Annotated in this window: 12 protein-coding genes and 3 pseudogenes; 11 read left to right on the top strand and 4 right to left on the bottom strand. The window is 58.4% G+C overall.

All coding sequences use genetic code 11. The annotated features are described in order from the left end of the window. Nucleotide 1: 1 nt before the first annotated feature. The 7 genes and pseudogenes from XH96_RS33515 to XH96_RS33485 form a co-directional block, all read left to right on the top strand. Entirely contained in the window at nt 2-859 is an 858-nt protein-coding gene (locus XH96_RS33515; RefSeq protein ID WP_244553890.1) for an ABC transporter permease, read from the top strand. Beyond that, nucleotides 860-2,584: an ABC transporter ATP-binding protein gene (locus XH96_RS33510; protein WP_194389681.1), complete on the top strand. Its 1,725-nt coding sequence runs from the start codon at nt 860-862 to the stop codon at nt 2,582-2,584. 890 nt (nt 2,585-3,474) lie between these two features. After that, nucleotides 3,475-4,956: a pentapeptide repeat-containing protein gene (locus XH96_RS33505; protein WP_194389680.1), complete on the top strand. Its 1,482-nt coding sequence runs from the start codon at nt 3,475-3,477 to the stop codon at nt 4,954-4,956. A 191-nt stretch (nt 4,957-5,147) separates the two neighbouring features. After that, on the top strand, nt 5,148-6,029 hold the full coding sequence (locus XH96_RS33500) for a pantoate--beta-alanine ligase (protein WP_194389678.1): 882 nt from the start codon (nt 5,148-5,150) through the stop codon (nt 6,027-6,029). 330 nt (nt 6,030-6,359) lie between these two features. Further along, nucleotides 6,360-7,601, top strand: coding sequence for a cytochrome P450 (locus XH96_RS33495; protein ID WP_194389677.1), 1,242 nt, complete (start codon nt 6,360-6,362; stop codon nt 7,599-7,601). A gap of 272 nt (nt 7,602-7,873) precedes the next feature. Next, nucleotides 7,874-8,227 carry a hypothetical protein gene (locus tag XH96_RS33490; protein ID WP_194389676.1) on the top strand — a complete coding sequence of 118 codons (354 nt, stop codon included), beginning with the start codon at nt 7,874-7,876 and terminating at the stop codon, nt 8,225-8,227. A 708-nt stretch (nt 8,228-8,935) separates the two neighbouring features. After that, a pseudogene (locus XH96_RS33485) lies at nt 8,936-10,605 on the top strand (hypothetical protein); the annotation flags it as partial. 1,892 nt (nt 10,606-12,497) lie between these two features. On the opposite strand, the gene XH96_RS33480 reads toward XH96_RS33485, so the two are convergent. Continuing rightward, the gene (locus XH96_RS33480; protein ID WP_194389675.1) at nt 12,498-13,862 is read right to left on the bottom strand and encodes an MFS transporter; all 1,365 of its coding nucleotides are present in this window, start codon (nt 13,860-13,862) and stop codon (nt 12,498-12,500) included. 419 nt (nt 13,863-14,281) lie between these two features. On the opposite strand from XH96_RS33480, the gene XH96_RS33475 reads away from it, so the two are divergent. The 4 genes from XH96_RS33475 (at nt 14,282) to XH96_RS33460 (ending at nt 19,740) form a co-directional block, all read left to right on the top strand. Then, nucleotides 14,282-14,476, top strand: a complete 195-nt coding sequence (locus tag XH96_RS33475) for a hypothetical protein (protein WP_194389674.1) — start codon at nt 14,282-14,284, stop codon at nt 14,474-14,476. Nucleotides 14,477-14,900: 424 nt separating this feature from the next. Beyond that, nucleotides 14,901-17,024, top strand: coding sequence for a prolyl oligopeptidase family protein (locus XH96_RS33470; RefSeq protein WP_194389673.1), 2,124 nt, complete (start codon nt 14,901-14,903; stop codon nt 17,022-17,024). An 866-nt stretch (nt 17,025-17,890) separates the two neighbouring features. Continuing rightward, nucleotides 17,891-18,163 (top strand): zincin-like metallopeptidase domain-containing protein, encoded by a 273-nt coding sequence (locus tag XH96_RS33465; RefSeq protein ID WP_333930796.1) that lies wholly within the window; start codon nt 17,891-17,893, stop codon nt 18,161-18,163. A gap of 755 nt (nt 18,164-18,918) precedes the next feature. Next, nucleotides 18,919-19,740: a HipA N-terminal domain-containing protein gene (locus XH96_RS33460; RefSeq protein ID WP_246789862.1), complete on the top strand. Its 822-nt coding sequence runs from the start codon at nt 18,919-18,921 to the stop codon at nt 19,738-19,740. A 228-nt stretch (nt 19,741-19,968) separates the two neighbouring features. On the opposite strand, the gene XH96_RS33455 is transcribed toward XH96_RS33460, so the two are convergent. From XH96_RS33455 to istA, 3 genes and pseudogenes are all read right to left on the bottom strand, one after another. Then, a complete protein-coding gene (locus XH96_RS33455) occupies nt 19,969-20,646 on the bottom strand; it encodes a helix-turn-helix domain-containing protein (protein WP_194389672.1) in 678 nt (225 codons plus the stop codon). A gap of 546 nt (nt 20,647-21,192) precedes the next feature. Beyond that, nucleotides 21,193-22,041 (bottom strand): annotated as a pseudogene (gene istB / locus XH96_RS33450) (IS21-like element helper ATPase IstB). Beyond that, nucleotides 22,041-23,340, bottom strand: a pseudogene (gene istA / locus XH96_RS39980) (IS21 family transposase). Before istA ends, istB begins: the two co-directional pseudogenes overlap by 1 nt. Nucleotides 23,341-23,462: the final 122 nt, after the last annotated feature.

The raw sequence follows: 23,462 nt of genomic DNA, 5'->3' as shown, positions 1-23,462 counted from the left end.
CATGTTCGCCGAAGCCACCGTGTCTCGTTCGCTCAAAGAGGTCCTGGCAATCGTCGGCCATGTTCCGTTCCGAGTTGCCGCCTGTCTTATCATCATTGGCCTCTTTGCCCTCGCGGCTGTGGCGCCAAAGGTGCTGCAGACGCACGATCCGCTCGCTATTGATTTGAGATCGTCACTACAGTCTCCGTCGATCGCCCATTGGTTGGGAACTGATCAATTGGGTCGAGATCTTTACTCTCGAGTAGTCGAGGGGGCAGGCCAATCGCTGGCTATTGGACTAGGCGCGACGGCGCTGAGCATGTCCATTGCGATCGTTTTCGGCGTCGCCGCCGCAATTTCTGGTGGCGTATGCGACAGCATCCTGAGCCGGATTGTCGATATGCTCTTCGCAATTCCCACGCTCCTGCTCGCCCTTGTGTTCGTGACCGTTTTTGGGCCGTCGGTATTGACTGAGGTCATAGCTGTCGGAATCAGCACAGCGCCAGGCTATGCGCGCATGATCAGGGGCCAGGTGCTTGCCATCAAGGGGACAGGGTATGTGGAGGCCGCCAAGGTGCTGGGCCATCCATTTCCCCGTATTGTCTGGAGGCATATACTTCCCAACGCCATGAACCCGCTGACGGCAATGATGACGATCGGCGTAGGTCAGGCGATTATATGGGCCTCCGGTCTTGCTTTTCTTGGACTCGGCGTCGCTCCCCCGGCGCCTGAATGGGGCGCGCTGCTCAATGCCGGGCGCAATTATGTAATCTACGCCTGGTGGCTGGAGATCATACCCGGTTTGGCAGTTACGGCGTTTGCCCTCAGCCTCACCATCATCGGGCGCCATCTACAGGACCGTCTGGAAGGAAAAACGTGAATGTCACAGGGTCGGCTACAGCCTGTCCCGCAGCAGCCAGACCTCCTCACGGTCGATTCGCTGCGTGTTTCCTTCGGTCGCGCCACCGACGAGAAAGCGGTTGTGCGCAGCATATCCTTCTCCCTCCGACCGGGACGGTGTCTTGCGATTGTCGGTGAATCCGGCTCGGGCAAGAGCGTGACTGCGCGGGCTCTCATAGGCCTCGCTGGTCGCTACGCCAATGTTCATGCACGCCAGCTAAGCTTCGACGGAACGAGCCTGATGGGTCTTAGCGATCGTGCCTGGCGGCGCATCCGCGGCAACGAGATTGGCTTTGTATTACAAGATGCACTCGTCTCACTTGATCCGCTTCGCCGGATCGGCAAAGAGATCGGTGAAGGCTTGCTCCTCCACGGCGCGGTATCATCGCGCAAGGAACTCGCGCAGCGCGTCATTGCTCTTCTTAAGCTCGTCGGTGTCCCCGACCCCGAGACCAAGGCCAAGCAGCTGCCGCATCAGTTATCCGGCGGCCAGCGTCAACGGGCTCTCATCGCTTCGGCACTTGCGCTCGATCCCCGCATCCTGATCGCCGACGAGCCGACGACCGCTCTCGATGTGACGGCGCAAGCTCATGTGCTGTCGCTCCTTGAGGAGACCAAAACGAGGGGCAAGGCTCTGATTCTGATCAGTCACGATCTGGCAGTGGTCTCCCGCGTGGCGGATGAGATCCTCGTCATGCGAGAAGGCGAGGTCGTCGAACGCGGTAACGCCGGCCAAATATTCAAAGATCCGGAGCACCCCTATACTAAGCAGCTGCTGGACGCCGTGCCATCAGGCCGGCCGCGCGGCTCACGCCTCTCACCATCCGCTATTGTGCGTGTGCCTGCCCGGCAAACGCAGCCAGAAGTGCAATCCCCACCGAAATCTCGTCCCATCCTGCTCGAAGCGACAAGTCTGGTGAAGCGCTTCAAGGGCCCGGATGGCACTTTACGGACGGCTGTGGACGGCGTCTCCTTCGAACTGCGATCCGGCGAGACTTTGGGCATCGTAGGTGAGTCCGGATCAGGAAAGTCAACGATGGCGCGCATGGTCCTGGCGCTCGAGGAGCCTGACGAGGGAGCCGTTCAGTTTGCAGGCCGGCCTTGGACCGCGCTCGCCGAGCGCGAACGGCGGGCTCGGCGGCGGTCACTATCGACCATTTACCAGGATCCTCTTGGCTCGTTTGATCCACGTTGGACGGTCGGACGCATCATATCCGACAGCCTTTCGAGCGACGTTGAGACGCGGCGCAAGCGGCAGGAGCGCGTTATCGAGCTGCTCGATCTGGTCGGGCTATCCCAGGCCTTGCTGGACCGACGACCGCTCGAGCTCTCGGGCGGTCAGCGCCAGCGCGTTGCGATCGCCCGCGCGATCGCGCCAAATCCTGCCGTCATCGTCTGCGATGAGCCGGTCTCGGCGCTCGACGTCTCGATCCAGGCCCAGGTCTTGGACCTGCTCGGCTATCTGAAGGACCGCGTCGGCTTAAGTTATCTCTTCATCTCGCATGATCTCAGTGTTGTTCGTCACATCAGCGATCGCGTCATAGTTATGCGCCGGGGGAGAATCGTCGATAGTGGCGCCACTGAAGAGATATTTCGCAATCCAGAGTCTGAATATACCAAGAGCCTTATCGCCGCCGTGCCGCGTCTTGTGCGCGACCACCAGATAGGTCGTTCAGCTACGATCCTCGAAGAAGGCATCGCATGAACGCCTTCGAATCCGATTCTTTATCATATTGTCTATCTCCGATCGCGGGGCATTCGCCTTTGCGCGCCGAGTTGGTCACGATTACGCGCTCATTCACCGCTCGAACAGGACAGTCCATGGCACGGGTTCCCACTAGATGGACCGGTCGGCGCGCGGAGCGGGGCGAGCCGAGTTCTAACCCTGAGCTCGGCGATCCGCAAATGTCGGATTGCAAGTCATCGATTGCGTGCTCGCAAAGGACAGGCGGCACTTGTGCCCCTGCAAACGAGCTCGCAATCTTCGCTTTCACAATAGCCTTGCCATCATGGTGCGGTCCCTGACAACGAGAGTGTGTTTGTCAGGTCCAAAACATTCGGCGTCAATAATGATTTCAAGACGCCTATTCAGCCGTTAATTGCGACTGATGCGGCTGGCACGGTCATTGCTATCAGAAATGAGGTAAGGCCGAGTAGGGGCCCACTTCAGCCCTGTGAACGATCACTTGTCCCCCGGAAGCCGTGGGTCCATTCTGAAAAACAAGCAAGGCCCTGAAGTTTTCGCATTCGGTTTGATGGAGAGCGAATTGGATTTGCCTAGAAGAGCCGACGAGACAAATCGCAACGACTGGACGGCAATGTCAAAAGACGGTTGCGTTGTCAACGTTGCGGGACTCAGTGAACAAAGTCAGCGCGCGGCAGCGGGGGCGCATGACTAGAATTCGGATGACGTGCTCAAGCGTGCCGGCTGCGGAGGTCACCGACACAATAGGCGCCTCATCGAGAGGCGCCTCATCGAGGCATCGTGCCGTCATTTCGCGGACGAGTTCGCCACAGGTCGCATAGCTTACCTTCAAGGCGGAGCAAGAGAGGTCGATAACAGGCCCCCCGTAATCCGGGCAATACGGAATCGTCATGTCGCAAACGATCGGCCCTGATAGTGAGTGCACCGCGAATGAAGGGGCAGAGCACTGGTCAGATCCGAAGCACAACCTATCATCAGATGGCGACTTTGTTCGGTACTGGAGCCGAGCTGCCGATCGGCTGCGCGCGGTGGCTGCGGTTGGGAGGCGAACCGAAGAGGCGATCGGAAGGACCGGGATTGGCTTGCAGCTATCGTCCGAGAACTTTAACGGTCACGACCTGTCAGACTTCCCGTTGCGACGCTGTACCCTCAATCGTGCGCAGCTCTACGGAGCAATGTTGGATCGGGCAGACCTTTCTGGGGCGAATCTTATCTGTCCGGGGCTAGAGAGGGCAAGTTTCCGTGGGGCCAAGCTCGATTATGCGTATATGCATGCGATTGCAGCGCAGGTGTGCAACTTCGACGATGCCAGTCTGCGCAATGTAATTGATGCAACAGGCAGCCTGTTTCACGGTTGCAGCATGAAAAGGACACGCTTCGATAACGCCATGCTCAGCGGGCTTCTCGCTTACCAATGCGACGCGAGTGATGCTGTATTCGATGGCGCGGAGCTACAGGGTTCGACCATTAATGAATGTTTCCTTCCTTCCGCTTCCTTCCGCTTTGCCAAGCTGAGCCAACTCACGATCACGAAATCACATCTGGCGTCTTGCTCGTTCTTCCAGTCAAAGGGGAGCTGTTTATCGATTGTGCGTCCCACCTCGGTCGATGGTCTTGTCCTGGAAGGCGCTCATCTTCCGTATCTGAGACTCTCAAAGGTAAGCGGCCGCATCGCAGCGAGAGGCATGTGCGCACCATTTGCTGATATTCACTTGTCAAATCTTCCAAATGCGGAGCTTGAGCAGACGGACCTGACCGAGGCGCGGCTTCTGTCCGTAAGCTTGTCCAACGCAAACCTCGTCGGTGCCGTGCTTAACGGTGCATCCATTCATTCCTGCGAGCTCGACGGAGCGGACCTGTCTCTGGCATCAGGCGAATGCATTTCTATAACAGAGAGCACAATGCGAGCCGCCAAATTATCTGGCTTTCGTGGCCGCTCTAGCTTTGTGCGCGACTGCGATCTCGAACGTGCAGACCTATCCAATGCTTACCTTTACAGGTCGATGATCACCGGTGATCCCCCGCAATCAATGGCACTGGATGAGGCAAATCTCGAAGGATCGAATCTCGTTCAGGCATATCTCGCCGCAGGAATGACGAGAACCAATCTGGAGGCAACGCGGGCCGCGTACGTTCGCATGAACCAATCGTCCTTGCGCGAGGCGAACCTGAGTGGGATGTCGCCGTTCCAGGCCAGCTTCGTAAAGGTGGACTTTTCGGGCGCTAAGATAACCACATTCGAGCCACCGTTCTTTGCAGACCGATGTCCGGGCCTACAGGCCGCTCTGAAGGGGGATCAGCCACGCGCGTCATCAAGCTATCTGACTGAATTCTCATCCTTGATCAGACGGGGTCGAGAAGGGTCTACCTGACGGATTCGGGGACTGCAAATAGAAGGCAATGCAGTGTCGGCGAGCTTAGGACAGGTCTGGGCGGTCGTTCGTGCTGTGAGCGAGCGCTTAAGCGCTATGGGGCTCCCTGGCATCGTCGGATACGAGAGGCAGGGCAGACCTTTGCGATCCGACCGACGCTCTTTTGGCATTCAAAGAGACTGGAGTAGAAAATGCATCTGGCATGTCTTTCCGCAGGTAAAGCGTTAATCCGGGAGGTGGCGAGAACAGGGCAGACTATCGGGACGGTACATACTCTCGGAGCCCTGCATCTTGGGCATGCAGAACTGATCAAAAGGGCGGCATCGGAAAATGACGTCGCGATCGTCACAGTCTACCCGAACAAGATCCAGCTTAGACCGGGTGGGAGCTACGACTTCAATTTGGACGAGGATATTGGACTTGCATTGCGCTCGGGAGCAACTGCCGTAATTTCCTCGAACGACACCGAAATGTTCCCGCCTGGCTATCGAACCTTTGTATCGCAAGGCGACTGTCATTTGCGTCTAGGGGGGCCTGACGCCTATTTGAAGGAAGCCGTTACCGGGGCAGTCCGCTGGATCTGCTATGCGAGGCCAACTCGCAGCTACTTCGGCCTGAAAGATATCGGTCAGGCGATCCTGGTGAAGCGCGCCGTCGCAGACCTCCTTCTGGATTGCGAGATAAGGTTTGTGCCGACCGTGAGATACAAGAACGGAGTGCCCATTTCGTCGCGTTTGAGGCGATTTAGCCGTTCCGAGCTTGATGAACTGTCGTGCCTTTTCACGGCACTCAACCATTCGAGGAAAGAGATCGCCCGAGGGGTATCTAGTGTGAAGGATTTGGTCGCGTCGGCCACATCTCAGATCAAGTTCCGGCACTTTAATCTCGATTTTGTTCGAATCGTCGGCGCCGACAACTTCGAAGACCTGGAGCAAGTCGAGCTCCCTTTCATCATTTTTGGAGCGGCAACGGCTCATGGTCTCAGGATCTTCGATAATATCTACGTTCCAGATCAAGATACTCTCGTGAAGGGTCCTTCGGATATCTGGATCGATCTGCCTGAACAGTCCTAGCCAGACGATTATTCATCCATGACCTTGAGAAAGCTATCCGTTCGGGCCGTATCCCAAAGCGAGCGTCACCTTATGAAGGTGTACTCGGCTTGATGTTGCCTCCAGCGCATAGCCATCTCTAACCAGCGCTGAGAGCACTCATTGATCCATTGAGTACATCGACTTGGAAAGTCAATGCGATCCTTACTGCCCGACATGGTAGGGCGAGGCTAGTTGCACTGTGAGGTAGCCTGGTCGAGCGGCCCGTCGCAGCCAAGCGCTGCGGCAGCTCGAAGGCGACGAATCGCACCACGCCGTAAACTCTCGAGAGCAGAATCTGCAGAGATGATCATGACAAGGCGATCGGAAGATTATAGGGCTGAGGATTCGTGTGTTATCCCGCTCAGTAAGCTGGATGTAAGCGACGGCAAGCGCTTTCAAGACGACAGCATGTGGGCTTGCTTTGAGCGGCTGCGAAAGGAAGATCCCGTTCACTACTGTCAAGACAGTGCTCATGGTCCATATTGGTCCGTGACGAAATACCGGGATATCGTAGCCGTCGACACAAACCACAAAGAGTTCTCGTCCGAACAAGGTGTCACTATTGTCGACATGCCTGGCGAGCACTGGACCCCGAGCTTCATCAAGATGGGGCCTCCCAAGCACGCCGAGCAGCGCAATACCGTGAGCCCGATCGTCGGACCGGAAAGCTTGACGAAGCTCGAAAGCTTGATCCGGTCTCGGGTCAGGGCGATTCTCGCGGGCTTGCCGCGCAATGAGGCCTTTAACTGGGTGGACATGGTGTCCATAGAGTTGACGACGCAAATGCTCGCCACGCTGTTCGACTTTCCATTTGAGGATCGGCGACTGCTGACCTATTGGTCAGACGTTGCTGTTACAGCTCCGAAAGCAGGCCATGCAATCGACAGCTGGGACAGGCGAAGCACCATCTTGTCCGAGTGCCTGGAGTATTTCACCCGGCTTTGGAACGAGCGCATCAATGCCGAGCCGCGCCTCGATTTGATTTCCCTGATGGCGCATTCGCCCGTCACACGCCAGATGGAGCCGAGCGAGTTTCTCGGAAATTTGATTCTGCTGATCGTTGGGGGAAACGACACCACGCGCAACTCAATTACCGGAGGCCTCCTGTTCATGAGTCAATATCCCTCCGAGCTGCGAAAGCTAATTGACAATCCCAAGCTAATCTCAAGCGCCGTGTCCGAGATTATTCGGTACCAGACGCCAATCGCACATATGCGCCGTACCGCAGCGATCGACAGCATCATAGGCGGAAAACAGATCAGGAAAGGCGACAAGGTCGTCATGTGGTACATCTCCGGTAACAGGGACGAAGAGATCATTGAGGACGCCGACAATTTTATGATCGACCGCAAAAATGTGAGGCAGCACCTCTCGTTCGGATTCGGCATCCATCGCTGTCTTGGTCGACATCTTGCGGAACTGCAGTTGAGAGTCCTCTGGGAAGAGATTTTGTCTGCGCAATTGGGGTTCGAGGTTGTCGGCGAACCCGAGCGGATTGCGTCTAACTTCGTGCACGGCTATTCCGCTCTTCCCGTGCAGATTGCAGCCTAAGCAAAAGTTGTTCTGCTCACGCAGGCGGCGGAGCGGGCTTGCCCTGAACCATGTTTGGTTTCTGCAAGAAGCGCAGCTGCGGTGATCGATGGAAACAATGCTGCATGTCGGAAGCCAATAACCGGCCCGGCAAACGCTTGGAAAGGCCTGCGAGAAGCGATAGGTGAGGCGCGCGTCTCCGCAAGCGCTTGGCATGCCGAAAAGTGAACCTCAACGGCTACTCCGATGCAGGTCTCCGGGCCACCCTCGAATAGCCGAAACCATAGAGGGCAATGACCTTGATATTGAAAATTGTAGCTGTGGCAGCAATTTTCCTTGGAGAAGCTCTTTCGATATTCGCGGAGTTAATTGCCTCAAGGCAATTCGGAAAGGCCGGTGGCGATCTGGCGATGCTTTGGCCGATGTTTCTCCTGGTATGCTTGGGTGGCATCCTGCTCGTTCTCGGATACGCGCTGGGCTACATGCATCTGAAGAATATTTGGATCATTGTCGCGATATCCGTGGGAGCGATCCTGGTCGTGGAACCGATACTCACGGTTCTGCTCTTCAGAGACGTGCCGACCGCCGGTTCGCTGATTGGGCTGGTTCTCGGTGCGTTTGGTGTGCTCGCTGCAATGTTTCTATGAAGGTGATCTCACCGGACCCGGATGGGCGCCGCACTTTTGCGAAATGCAGCCCGAGGATCTGTGGAAGGTCATTTCAGCTGGTTGGAACGACGAAAAATATCGATGCTGATCGTCCCTCAGTATCTCGTCATCGGTGTACGGCCGCTAGATTGTTAAGCTCTTATGTCGAAGTCCCCTTACCGTTAGTAGGACGCGTGTGGCGAGCGTAGGTCTGCCAATTATAAGCTGGCCATTTCTGCTTGACCATAATTCGCCGATTGGGCGCCGACTGTTCTCCCGGCTACCACTAACGTTTGGCGGACGGCTTGACTCAGTCGGCGTCGACAGAGCCACCACCAGAGGGGCAAGACTCGTACCGGATCGCGTCAAGGCCAGAGCACCTCAGCCGCGGTCACGTCGCGGGTGCTTACACGGACGCGGTTACCCGCATCGCTCTGTTCAGCAACATCAGAGCTCCGGCGGAAATGGAACTTCAGGTGACTCGGCTTTCTTTTGCATCCGCAAGAGCGCTTTTGGTCAGCTAGTCGTCAGTCACACGGTCTATCCAGACGGGCTGCACATTCGCGACTTTTATTGAAGACGAAGCATGACAGGCATTGGCCGACCCGGCGCATCGGAAGTTGGGGCCGTAGGAGCCGGCAACACCGAAGACGTGAGCGGTTCGAGCATGGAGCCCAGCCTCTTCCCGGGAGCACGCAGTCAATCTTTTCGAACCACTATGCAGCCCACATGGAATGGTGGGGAAAGAAGGTGTTGCGCCTTGATCGGATACAGTCTGTCTGTGCGGCTACTGCCCACTTGCCAAGCAGCACGCCCGAGATGCGCAAGGCTGAAGAGGCTGCACTGAGACTGCATACTGGCTGGGCTCTCAATACGAGGTGCGTGTATCTGCAAACGCGGATTGCTCTCGCGAAGCTCTTGATTGACTCGCGAGCGAGCACGCTCGACCCAGACGTGCGCGATGCCCTGATGGACGAGAGCGGGCGGGTGCGTCTGCTCGAGACCTTCGTCGGGGATGTTTTTCCGGCATTCGTCTCCACGTGCGACGCCGTACTGCACCGCGATGGAGCAGTGCTCGACGCGGAGCATCGCGCCGTTCTGGAAGGAGTCATGGAGCGGCTTTCGGAATTTGCATCTGGGCTGAGCGGCATGGTTGCCAGCCTGAGGCAGGTCGGAACGGGAGCTGAAGTTCCCCTGCAGTTGCTGGACGAGATCGAGGAAGGGGCGTGGGTGACCGCGAACGAGGTCATGCGGCTGCTTGCATTGCAGCCAACTACGCCAGCCACGATTGAACGGCCGGCTTGGGCTGCGCTGCCGGAAAATACTGCCGGGGTGAGCCAAGGCAATTCAGGCAGAAAAGGAAAAGGAAAAGCAAAAGCAAAAGGAAGGCGCGCGGCGGCTGCAGGCGAGGGGAGTTCAACGGCCAGCTCATCCGAGCCGCAACTCGCTAGGCCCGATACCGCTACGGCTCCGACGCGCAAGGTTATCGTGCGCTCAGATCTCGGTACCAAGAAGCTCGCCACCATGGAGGAAGCACGCGCCTCATCCGCTGCAACCGAGCACCTCCAGATGTGGCAGGCGCCGCCGTCCAAGGAAGCCTGGCGGGATTACCTGAGCGATTGGACAAGCTGCTGCAGTTCGATCTGCCGGCTCAGCAGAGCGCGGTCTCGCAGGTGCGCCAGATGAAGCCCGAGGATGCCGAACACGTCTTGGGTCGGGTTATTACGCGCTTGCAGACGCAGGCCGACGAAAGTGGGGCCTGTGTTACCGCGCTGCAGGAGCCTCGCCGACGTGGCCTGCTCACGCCTTCGCAAGTTCCCGAAGTGCACGACAAAATAGTCCGGCTCAATGGGATGTTGTCCGAGCTGCAGGGACAGGCAAGATCATTGAAAGCGCAGAGGGCAGTGATCACGAGTGATTGCATGAAGACCTACCCGTTTCCATCGCAAGAGTACCTCGACCAGCTGCGCGCGGCGGGGGAACTGGAGTCAGTGGATCCGCCGCGCGCCTTGAAGGGAGAGCCAGGGAAGCTATTCGAGATCAAGCTGCAGCCCAGGGCGCTGCGCAGCGGCGCGATGCCAAGGCCGATGTGGGGGCACATCCATACCGAGCGGCCGGTTCATGCCTGGCAATTGGCAACGCTTAGCGATCGCGAATTCGCCGCCTGCCACGTGAAGTCCGACGAACAGCGCGGATACAATCAGCATTGGCAGAACGCGCGAGCCGCCGAGGGTCACGAGAATGTCGTGATCCACCGCGGCAAGCTCACTCCTGCGTTCTGTAGGTCCTTGTTGAGCACCGCCGCTGGCCAGCCGTGGCAGCCGCTTCCCGATCCGCAGCACGTTTCAGCGCAGCTGGCTCAACTGCGGATCGAGTGAGCTGGTTGTCTTGCGGCGGTGAGCCGTTCGGTGGCAGCGTTCATGCCTTAGAATCGGCTCGGCGCATTGCCTGAGCAGCGCCTTGGTCCTTCAGCTCCATCTTACAGAAGAACGGAGCCTGGGAGAGAGCACACCTCACTGCACGGTTACCAGCCGGCCCGGAGGATTGTCGGTTGTTCCGGAAGCAAGCCGCCATTCCGGGCAGTGGCGAACATCGGCGCCGATGCGAGAAGTTAGGCCGCCGAGTATTGCAGATGGAGAACATGTACCTGATGCCGGCGGCCCGCCCGGATGTAACAGTGCTTTCACCTGCCTGCCCGCGGCAAACTGGCGCGCAAACCATCGGCAGAGCTTCAACAGATCGCGGATGGTCCGGGTGCAGGGGAGCTGACCATCAGGGCAGCTTTGACGAATCAAATGGGGCGGTGCACAACAACGCTGCCTGTTTGCTACTCTTGCAAAAGGCTACGACGGCCCCAGCATCACGCCTCCTTGGCCCCCAAAAGATGCTGGGGCTCGTCGTTCTTCCTTGAGCTTCCCGAGCCGAGTGACGTCAAAGGTGCTTTGTTTCAACTGCTATGGCGCGCCGAGCCGCGCCGACAATCCCAATACATGAACGCATGGTCAGTCATGTCGCTGCTTGTTCAGTCGCCGTCACGAGCGACCGACCGGCGGCATCGCCCGAAGAGGGCCTCCACCGCCCGATCAGCTTGGCGGAGACTGTCCATTGAGTCAGGGCCCGAGCTCACGACAGCGACATAGGTCTGACCGTCTTTTACAGCTCGATGCCATGCGCCCTAAGCACCCGGTGCATCACCGCGCCTTTGATCTCGCGGGCGATCTCGCTAACGACTTGAGGTCCTAACGTTCGCACGGCATCGATATCGCCCGTAGGCCTGCTTCGGCGAGCCGTTGGTTAAGCCGCGTGTGAAACTCGTCGCCCGTCGCCTCAACGATCTTCGCACTCCTCCCAGCGCTGAGGAGCAATCGTGCGTCTCTAACTGTGACGCAAGTGAGTTTGGGGCAGCGCATGTTCGCGACCATGAAAAACGGCTATGGTCTCGCTCGGACGTTGAAAAGAAAGATCCAAGAAGACGCTCTGCTCGAGCACCACGAGACATACATCGACGGCTCCCTCGTCGAGCGTTCCATCACGAAGCAGATTTGCAGGTTACGAGCGGGTTAAGACTGAGCCATACGGTGATGTCCGAGCTTATCCATTCCGTAGATAGATCTGATCAAGAAAATCAATTTTACCGCTTACAGGGTCGTCATATAGACCCTCGAGGACGGTTGGGGCTAACCTAGGGAAGCGATTTCTCGAATGAAAAAGTCTGTGTTAGTGACGGCGAGCGCCCTCGCGCTTGCAACGGCGGCGGTGCCTCCTTTTGCTGCAAAAGTTGCCGCGCAACCGGTTGCCGGCAGGGTGGGGGTAGCCGATACATCATATCCTCAGTGCGCGGACGACCCGTTGGAAGGTATCTGCGACCTGTTCTTTTGTTTGACCGATCCCTCGTGCGTGCGACACTGAGGACGGAAAACAAATCAAGCAGAGAACGAGGATCGAGCCTCGTGCGGCCGCTTGCTCCGACTGCGGCCGCGTCCTCGTGCCGCACGGTTACGCTGGCAGATGGTGCAAGTGGCGCCATCTTAATTCTCTTAAGTTGATCAAAGCGATTGCTCACTTTCAGCCAATCGTTGACCACCGCCAATCGCGCAGCCGCCGCATCGGCGTAGGTTGGGTAAACGGGAAAAGTCGTTTTAGATCCCGATGCTGTGTTCCGATGCGAGCCGCAGCTCGATCTAAAACTAGTCGAATTTCTATAGCTATTCCATGTCACGCCCGTAGCGCCCTTCGGTTCGATGGTTCGCATTTCGGACGTCATGGATGTCTATTCTTCCCGGCTATGCCGAGGTAGCCGTCGTGGCATTAGGAAGGTTCGTTTATGGTCGGGCGTCAAATTGAGTGGCGCCGTCTCCGGCATCATGAGCATGGCAAAGAGCCCGGCCGCGGCAGCGAAAAGCATGTACCATGCGGGCACGAGTGGGCTCCCGGTGAGGTGGATCAGCCAGGTGACGATCGGTTGAGCTGTGCCTCCGAAAATCGCGATCGCAAAAGCGTAAATCGTCGCGAAGGCGCCGCCACGAATGTTCCTGGGCAAACCTTCGGCCATGCTCACGTAGAAGGCGCTATACGGAATCGTTCCGATCAGGGTGAGGGCGCCGAGACCTCCTAGAAGGGCGAAGGCACTGCGGCTCTCTGCAATCCACAAGAATACCGGATAGGTCATCAGCAATGCGGTGACCTGCGGCCATATCATGATGCGACGACGGCCTGCGCGGTCGGCGAGCAGGCCGCCCAGCAGTGCTGCAGCAATTCCGCCCGCATTGCTGATGAGCGTGATAGCAAAGGCAAGCGGCGCGGAAACGTGGAGGGTGTTCATCGCGTAGGTGGTCATATATCCCGTCACATAAGTCGTGATCGTGCAGCTGGCCAAGATGACAAATCCCAAGCTTATGATGCGGCGATCGGCACGCGATTGGCCTCCAGGCTGGGTGACCAGAACGTGCGCCTCGGGCCGATGCAACGTTTCGGGTAAGCCGCTCCGCAGCCAAAGTCCAAACGGCAACGTAGCGGCGCCGAGCGACAGCGCGATCCGCCATCCGTACGCATTGAGCGCTTCGCTTGTCATGGTGAGCGAGAGTATTTCTCCAACCAACGCTCCGGCCGTCGCAGCTATCTGTTGGCTCGCGGGCTGAAAGGAGACAGCAAGACCGCGCGCCTCAGCGGGGGCCGCTTCCATCAAGTAGGCGGTCGTCGGACCCACTTCACCTCCGAGAGCAAAGCCTTGCAGCAAGCGTGCGAAGACGACCAGTGACGGAGCGGCAAGTCCTATTGTCTCATACGATGGAGTGATAGCTAACAATAGGACCGCGGCACTCATCATGGTAAAGCTGGCGGTCATCGCGGGCCGTCGGCCGGCCCGATCCGAATACGAGCCGAGGACGATGGCCCCGATCGGTCTGGTTACAAAACCTGCGCCGAAGGTTGCGAGTGAAAGCATGAGGCTAGCGAAAGAGTCGGTTGTCGGGAAGAATGCTTGGCCGATCTGTATCGCGAAAAAGCTGTAGGTCCCGAAGTCGTAGAATTCGAGAATATTGCCGATGGTTGCGCCCAACACGGCGCGGCTCGTCAAGCGTTCCTCTGCGGGATCGAGGACCGGCTCCAGTCTCTCTCGAGTAGATTGCCTCGACATCCTCGACCTAATCTGAAGCGCGATTCCGACCCAAGATTTTGGCCAGACAGGACGCACCGTTGCATTGCGCTGCCCGCTCCCGTCCCTCACGGCCATTTCGCCAGGCAATATGTAGGCTGAAGCGTGTCACGACGAAGCTCACCGTAACGTCTGCAATAAAAATGCCGGCCTCTCCGCCACCATTTAGCCCTTGATCTGATCGCTGGCCTGGACGGCAAAGACAAATATGCGAACCTGCTGCATTCGTCAGGTGGCTGCAGACTTTTGCGCTCTGTGGCGAGTGTGCGACAAAATCGACGGGCGTCGCACACCACTGACGACTCGAGCCATTCCGCCTCGGGCCAGGTTGCGTCCGCTCGGTGCTTGGACGCTGCGTGGATAAGCTCCGGCAGGAGCCGAAATTGGCGGCGTGGCGCCCCATGCATGCGCCGCTAATGTCGGCGAACCAGGCTTCGGAGATCGCCCGCCTGCGCCAGGAGAACGAACAGCTGCGCATGGAGCGCTATCTCTCAAGAAAATCGACCGCGATCTTTGCCGGAACCGGAACAGTCATTTCGGACGGCTACAGAGGCCTTGTCGAGAGCTTCGCCGATTCCTGCTCGATGCGCGTCTAAAACGCTACATGGTTTAATTTTACCGAATGCTTTCAGCGATACCCCTTCCAACGTTTGCGAGGTGAGCCACATGCTCAAGGCAATTCACGCCTAGCAGAGTTGTGAGTGGCCGAACGGACGGCGCAAGCGATCCTCGAGGATCTACGCACTGCGACGATGAGCAAGGCGGCCGCTGCGCAACATGCCGCCCTTACTAAGAGCCGACTGTCAGGTTTGAGACGGACGTCCAAAAGTCGACACTTACATGGGGCGGAAACGCCTGGAGAATCTCCAATATTCAAGCGGCACGCTGCTTGCTCCATCGACAGCCAGCGGACGCAATTCCCGCATGCCCGCGCTTTGACGCCGAGTATGCATCTTCCGAATTCTTCCCCTCACCTAGCAAGACACTTAAGTCCGGCTGGCTAACTTCAGGACAACTCCCATGAAAAGTTCGCTTTTTCTCGCAGCGTCGCTATCCATGAGCTGTTTGATGGCCGCGGGATTGTCCCAGACGCTAGCGCCTGCGACCGGCACCGAGGATCCTTTTCTTTGGCTTGAGGAGATCGAAGGGCCGCGCGCACTGGCTTGGGCTCACACCGAGAACGCCAAGACACTCAATGCGCTCCAATCCGATCTACGTTACCAGCGCTTCTACGGCGAAGCCCTCTACGTTCTTCAGGCCAAGGACCGGATTCCGTACGTCTCATTGGGACGGCGCGGTCTCGATAATTTCTGGCAGGACGAGAACCAGGTGCGCGGCGTCTTGCGGCGTACGACGCTTGAAAGCTATCGCACCCAGAGCCCTCGATGGGAGACCATCCTCGACGTCGATGCTCTCGCTGGCGCGGACAAGAAGAACTGGGTTCTTAAAGGGGTGAGCTGCCTTCCGCCTGAAGAGCGCCTATGCTTGCTCAACCTGTCCGAGGGCGGAAAAGACGCTGTGTTCGTCCAGGAGTTCGACGCAGTCGCCAAAACCTTCGTCACGAACGGATTTGAATTTCCCGAGGGAAAACAGGAGGTCACTTGGGTAAACCGTGACACGGTCCTAATTGCACGAGATTGGGGCGAAGGGACCATGACGCAAGCTGGTTACCCTTTCGTTGTGAAGGAGCTCAAGCGCGCTCAGTCGCTCGTGAAAGCGCACGAGGTCTTCCGTGGGGAGCCGACCGATGTCGAGGCCACACCATTCGTGCTGCGCGACAGTGAAGGCACGATCCATGCGACCGGCGCCATCCGCAGCATCAGTGCGTTCGAGCATGAGTATGTTCTCTTTGGGTCCAAGCCGACTAAGCTCAATCTGCCAAAGAAGGCGACCATCGGGGGCATCGCGAGTGGTCGCCTGCTGGTGACGCTAAACGAAGACTGGATGCCACCGTCCGGAGACACCCCCTTCTCAGCCGGCTCGATCATCTCGTATGACCTGACCGAATGGAAGCAGGATCCGCTGCACGCCAGACCCACGCTCGTTTTCAAGCCTGGGCCTCGACAAGCGCTCAGCGGATTCACGGCCACAAGAAACTTGTTAATCCTAACGATTCTCGACAATGTTCAGAGTAGGGCGTTTGTCTACAAGTACCATCAGGGCGCCTGGCAGGTCACGCCTATCCCGCTTCCAGAGAATGCGACTGTCGGTCTGGCTGCGGCATCGCATGAAACGGACGAGGCGATGTTCACCGTCTCCAGCTTTCTTAGCCCGACGATGCTCTGGTACTTCGATGCTGCAACCGAGCGCCTTGAGACACTGAAGGCGACACCTCCTAGGTTCGACGCCTCGAGACTTGTCGTCGAACAGTTCGAGGCAATCTCGCGCGATGGCACCCGCATTCCTTACTTTCTGCTACGACCCAAGAGCGCAAGGTTTGACGGATCAACTCCAACGCTTCTCTATGGCTATGGTGGGTTTCAGATTCCGCACTGCCCCTCTTACGCGGGCCTCACGGGACGACTTTGGCTCGAGCAGGGAAACGCGTATGTTGTCGCGAACCTGCGCGGTGGCGGTGAGTTCGGGCCCCAATGGCACCAGACTGCTCAAGGCGCAACGAAGCAGCGCACATGGGATGATTTTATCGCCGTCGCGGAGGACTTGATCCGTCGCAAGATCACTTCTCCCCGCCGGCTGGGCGTCGTCGGCGGTAGCCAAGGAGGCCTCCTGGTAGGGACCGCAATCACCCAACGACCCGAGCTCTTCAATGCGGCCATCTTACAGGTTCCGCTGTTCGACATGGTTCGGTTCACCAAGCTGGGCGCCGGAGCCTCCTGGATCGGCGAGTATGGCGATCCCACCATTCCCGAACAGCGCAAGTGGCTCGAGGCCTACTCGCCCTATCACAGGTTGGTGCCAGGAAAGATCTACCCGGCCCCCTTCATTCTCACGTCCACCAAGGACGACCGCGTGCATCCAGCGCATGCCCGCAAGGCAGCGGCGAGGCTCGCTGCGTTGGACCAACCGTACCTCTATTATGAGAATACCGATGGGGGGCATAGCGCCGCCGCCAACCTCATTGAACAGGCACGCCGGATCGCTTTAGAATATACCTATGCATCCCGGCGGCTTGTCGATGAGTGATGTTGAGGACTAAGAACTCCTTCAATGATGACGCTCGGCGGACGACGTTATCGGCCGGGGCGTCGGCAAGCCCGTCTTTGCTCATTCTCCGCAGACTGTGGTATCTGCCTGGGGATGAATTCGAGCGATCAGCTACGCCTCAGTCTCGCCTATCTGTCTCGCCTTTCGTTATCCGCAGTCTCCCAGATTGAGGCTTGCTGGAATTCCACAAACGCACTGCGACAGTCGACCGATACACAGACTGCGACGAACATGGCAGTACAATATGCAGGCCGAGGTATGGGCGCGCGCAAAGCACCGAATTCGCAATTTGACGCACGGGAGACCCACCCTCTAGCGGGGGCGGAGTATCTAGGATGGTATGGTCCGCAACCGACAATATCTTACGGATCAGCAGCCTGAACCGTCCGGATAATCCTGAGGTCGTGACGGCTGAGGACCGAGAGCATGTCTGAGTGGTTGCAAGAATTTCTGTGGCAGATTGAGCCAGTATTGATAGCCCAGACGTACGATTGACCGACTGCGCAAAGGCCTGTCAGCTTGCGGTAAGCTATCACAGATACAAAGCCTTTTGGGGTTAACGGAATGTGGCAGGGACAGCGCTATTGCTCCAGATCGATCAGCGCCGAGTCAACTTTCCGCTAGTCTCAACGGCAGTGCGGATGTGGTAGGGGCTAGTTGGCCTGGTTTCAGCCCCCGGGTCGGTTAGGGCCGAGCCGCGCCCGCACTGTTTTACATCTCGCTCCAACCGATCGCGGTGGCCATCTAGACAAGCTTCGCAGGTACTCTGGCGAAAGTCGGTACACCACCTGAAAAGGTGAGGGCCACGTAATCCATTTCTGCCGCGACGCGCGCAATGAGTGGCGTTGGACACATACCGCGACGAGAGCCGCCTGAATCGCGAGTTCGGCCGCGATGAAGCCTATGCCATGGAAGAGTTGGTCGCAGAGCTTGGCGCGGCCTTCCTGTCCGCCGATCACGGCCTGAAACCGGAGGTGAGAGGATCACGCCTCCTATATCACCTCTTGGATCAAGGTGCTGAAGAACGAAAAACGCACGATCGTCAAGACCGCGTCCAATGCCCAACGGGCGCGGACTTTCTTTATCGGTTTCAGGCCAAAAATTCCGCCGCGGCCTGAGCCACGGCGCGCCTTTTTCTCCCTGAGACCGGCATCGCGAGTAAGGGGCGACTTTGAATATCGAAGTAGTTGTGCGCCTTATCCACGGGCCAGGGTTGTGGGTTCTGCTTGGCCGGAGAGGTGAATGACCGAAGCATGGTTGCTGCCACGCATCGAACGCGCAACGTCATCATCTTCTCAGACCCGCAAAAGCGGTGAAGAAGCCGCGCAAGTTATCGAGCGGCCAAAGGGCTGTTCATGCCGATTGATCCGACGCACATGAGCGCGGGCGCCTCACGACGCGAGAGGAGCCGCCATTCCACGGAGGCACCGAACAGGCTGGAACTTGCTGCAACCGGGAGCGGGGGCTGGTTAATGCGAGGTTATCTTCTTTTGTCGACAATCGATGACATTTTGAAACGTCGGCAAAAGGCGACATTCTGTTGTCAGAGACGGCGACTTAGACCAATGTGAGCGATGGCTGACATTTGCTTATCCTCACACCGGTCGCCGTCCGCGCCGTCATTCGCGACAGACGCGAACGTATCTCAAGCTTGACCAGGCGACACTGGCCAAGCGGATCGGCGTTAGTCGTCAATTAGGTATGAGGTTGAGCACGGTCATCCCCGCGCAGAACTCGGGCTAATCCTCCGCGTCCTCGATGCTCTCGGCATTAAGCTCGATGCAGACAGCAATCCCTCCGCGGGCCGCGGCGTCCCGAAAACCGCCGTCGATCTGGACGCCATCGTGGCGAAAGCCAAAAAAGGCAAGCCTTAATGGCCGAGCTCATTGCACTCTTGGACGGCAACGAAGTCGGCCGTGTCCGAAGTGATGCACGCGGCCGGCTGACCTTTGTCTATGACAATGCATGGCGCAACGCTGAGGGAGCCTATCCTCTCTCGCTTTCGATGCCGCTTGCCGCTGAGGAGCATGGTCCAGCCGCCATTCAGGCCTTCCTGTGGGGGCTGCTTCCCGACAATGAGCAGGTGCTCGAGCATTGGGCCAAGAAATTTCAGGTATCAGCGCGCAACGTGTTTGCTCTCATCTCGAACGTCGGTCAGGATTGCGCAGGCGCCGTTCAGTTTGTCACGCCCGATCGACTGGAGGCCCTGAAAACGGGCCGAGATGACAAGATCGAATGGCTTGACGAGCCGGAAATAGCAAACCGGCTTCAAGCCTTACGCGAGGATCATGCTGCCTGGCGTCTGCCCGGCGATACGGGTCAATTCAGCTTTGCGGGCGCCCAGCCGAAAACGGCTCTTGTCCTCAAAGACGGCAAATGGGGCATTCCGTCCGGCCGCATACCGACCACCCACACAGAAACCGCCGACAGGCCACTTCGATGGTCACGCCGAGAACGAGCATATCTGCCTGCAGCTCGCGCGAGCCGGGCTCCGGCCGCTGAAACCAAGGTGATGCGCTTCGAAAAGGAAATCGCAATCGCCGTTGAGCGCTACGACCGGCAAGTCAGTGGGAACGACTTCATTCGGGTTCACCAGGAGGATATTTGCCAGGCCATGGGCATCCTGCCTAAGAACTACCAGAACGAGGGAGGACCACCCCCTGTCGATATTGTCGAGCTCTTGCGTACTTACTAGACAGACCGCGAGGCTGGCCTTGAGGGTACGCGAGCCAAGTAGTGCGAATGCTCTGAGAGGGTATCTAGGATACGGATGATCCATCAGTTGAACGGAGTCGAGCGGAACCACGAGCTCATTCCATTCCGATATCGGCGCGCTCACCGAATGGCTGCCGGATAGGCCGTTGCTGCGCCGCCTCATGCTCGTCCGAGTTACGGTTTGCACGCACTCGGCTGGCTCTCAACCTTACAACTCGAAGCTAGCGAGCCGCTGCCGGTCTAGAATTATGATCTCGCGTTGAGTATTGCCGATGAAACCAAGAACGCCATCGCTATGCAATTGTGACACTGAGCGTGAGACGGTCTCGAGGCTCAAGCCCAGGTAGTCCGCGATGTCTCGCCGAGACATTGGCAGTGACATAACATCAACAGCCATGAGCCGCACATCCATCTCATGCAAGAAGGCGGCAACGCGCTCGAGAGCAGTCTTACGTCCAAGCAGCAGCATATGGTTCTCCGCGTGCTGCAATTTCATCGTAGTCATGCTGAGCAAGGTGCGCCAGACGACTGCGTCAGTCTGGGCGATCGCATCAAGAGTGTGCCTCTTGATCAGGCGAACAGTGCTCTGCGTAACGGCTTCCGCGGTAAATCGGTGTACCCCACCGTTCTCGAATGCAAAAATGTCACCTGGTAAATGAAATGCGCCAATCTGGCGTCGCCCATCGGACAGCAGTTTGTAGGTCCGTACCGCCCCTTTCATGATCTGATAGACGTACTCGGCGGGGTCGCCCTCGATGTAGATCGTCCTACCCTTCTTGTAAGTGAATTCACTCAAGCTGACAATCGGATTTGACAGGCTCGATATGCCGAGCTCATTGAGCGCATTACGGCAAGATCTTTGGTTTGTGGTGATACTTACAAACATGATCCTGCACTCCTGAGCCACTGAAAGATTATAGTGACAGAATCGATCGTTGTTCAATGTCGGGCGCAAGCTAGGCGGGCCGCGACTCGAGCTTGTACGAAAGAAGTCGTATCGTGGTGAGGCAGTGCCGCGCACGAGCGTGGCGCCATAAGTGCAGCCGTTTGCCCAAGCATACGTTATATACGATGACTGGTTTTGACTTGAATCAGCTCGCCGTGACTGACCTGCGTGAGCAGGCGGTGCGCTGCAACAGAAGCGGTGTGAGCCTTCGTTCAGCTTTCGTCATCAAGCCTGCGGTAGAGAATCGGCGGCCAATAGCCAGACGACGCTCTATAGCTGCGCGAGAATGCATTTTTAGGATAAATACGCGCACAAGAATGTAGAGGAGCAGGTGGCGGCCCAGGAGCCTTCAAGTGACATGGCTAGAAGGGCAGATCTGCATTCATGCGCCGGTGAAAATTGGGTCTCTCTAGATGTCAAACGCCACCCGGAACTGCCCCCCTGCGTCATGAAGAACTGCCCCCACCATCGGGTTCATGATGTCGTTTAATGGTTGCTTCCGCCGGTGACGGGAAGGAGGGAGGCGGATCCGACCGGAGGGCCGTCACCGGCGGTTGGCGGCTTGATGAGGCTACTCTTCCGTTTGGCGCGGAGCCGGTAGCTGTCGCCGCGGATCGTCAGCACGTGGCTGTGGTGCAGGAGCCGATCGAGAATCGCGGTGGCGACCACGGGATCGGCAAACACGGTGCCCCATTCGGCAACGCTGCGGTTCGACGTGATTAGCATGGCGCCGGTTTCGTAGCGGCGGCTGACCAGCTGGAAGAACAGATGCGCAGCGTCGGGTTCCAGGGGCAGGTAGCCGAGTTCGTCGACGATCAGTCGTTTTGGCTTTGACAGCGCGAGCAGTTTCTCGTCCAGACGCCGCTCGCCGTGCGCCTTGGCAAGGCCCGCGACCAGCGTCGTTGCCGTGGTGAACTGCACCGTGTACCCGGCCAGGATCGCCTCTTGCCCGAGTGCAATCGACAGGTGCGTCTTGCCGACGCCTGGCGGACCGAGCAGCAGCACGTTCTCTCAGTTGGCGATCCAACGTGACGCGGCAAGATCGCGAATCTGCTTTGGGTCGATCGACGGCTGCGCCTCGAAGTCGAAGCCCGCCAGCTCCTTTACGGCCGGGAAGTGTGCGAGCTTTAGCGCCATCTCGATGCGGCGATGATCCTTGCGCGCGATCTCGCGCTCGCACAGTAGGATCCGCGTCTCACGCGCCGACAGGTTCGCGCGCGCCGCCTCGTCGAGCGAGTTGTCGAGCTGATCGCGGATGCCGGAGAGCTGCAATCTCGCCAGCATGGCGTCGAGCGGATCCGTCGTTGCTTCAATTATCTTCTTTGCCCGCGCCATCAGAAGCTCCCCCCGATCACGGCTTCGTATTCGGCAAGAGGACGCAACAACGAGGGCGGTGGAGACGATCCCGGCACCGCCGCCGCGATCTCCGCCCGGCGGACCGCACCATTGCGCCCAGCAACAGCATCGAGATGGGAGGAATCGATGATCCGCAGTCGGCGACCTTCCGCTTGCTTGTGGACCGCAACCTGATGCAATCCATGGCGGATCCGAACCTCGCCGGCTGCGACCGTCACCACCAAGCGCTCGCCGATCAGCCGCCAGGGCACCGAGTAACTGTTGGTGTCGATCTCGACGGCGCAATCGTGGCCGACAACGCGGGTCAGTTCGCGCAACGATCCGAACGACGGCTGGCCGCCGAGCGGTTTCAACCGGTGTGCCTCGTCTCGTGCGAAGCGAGCCATCGACGCCTCGCCGGTCGTGCCGTGGATACGAACGTTCGCAACCTCACGCTCCCACCTGTCGAGATGCGCCTCGAAAGCCTCCCAGCTCTGGAAGGAATGACCCCAATCGCATTCTTCTTCACGTAGCCAACGCCGCTGTCTTGCCCTTCGTGCGCCCGATAGGGCGCGCAGGCGCGAGGACGGAAGCCCAATGTTTTGCAAACGCGATAAGCTTGTCGTTGAACTGAACCGATCGGCTCACCGCGTCGTGGCGAACCACGAGCGCCCGAGGATTGTCCATCAGCACTTCCTCCGGCACACCGCCGAAGGTCGTGAATGTGCTCTCGAGCCCGGCGAACCAATGTTCCTGCCTCTCGGCCCGGAACGCACGCACATGGAGCCGTCGCGAGTGTCCGAGCGTTGCCACGAACACGAATGCCTTGACTTTCGCCCCTCCGATCTCGACCAGGCGCTCCCCGAAGTTGATCTGCAGCTGTCGGCCCGGCGGCGTCTCAAACCGCGTCGTCGCCAGCGCCTCCGCCTTCAGCGCCTGGCGATAGGGCTGCACGGCACGTTGCAGCGTACGCCGGCTGACTGTCACGCCTTTCTCGGCCAACAGGTCCTGGCGCACCGCGTCGGCATTGCCGCGATGCCGATTGAGCCTCTCGCGCAGCCAACCCTCAAGGCCGTCGAGACGCTTCGGCCGCTCGGGCGACTTGAACGGCTTCACCCCGCCCGCCGCCACGTAGTCCTTCACCGTGTGATGGCTGCAGCCCGGTTGCCGCGCAATCCGCTTCAGGCCCCATCCGCACGCCCTCAGGCGCAACATCTCCGCCACGTCATCCGGCGTCTTCATCACTTGCCCCCGTGGATCACTCCACAGCGAGCCTTCAGTGATTCGTTCCCGCTTCATTCACTCTCTCCTCAGCTATCCGAGGAGGGGGCAATTCCTCGTGACGCTGAGGGGGCAGTTTTCCATGGCGCGCGACACTCTAGAGCGCGCACATCGTTTAAAGAGCATCGGCAAGGACGAAT

It is taken from the genome of Bradyrhizobium sp. CCBAU 51765 (assembly GCF_015291725.1).
In the GTDB taxonomy this organism is placed as follows: domain Bacteria; phylum Pseudomonadota; class Alphaproteobacteria; order Rhizobiales; family Xanthobacteraceae; genus Bradyrhizobium; species Bradyrhizobium liaoningense.
Note: the sequence above shows the minus strand (reverse complement) of the source record. Positions and strands in the feature narration are given on the sequence as shown.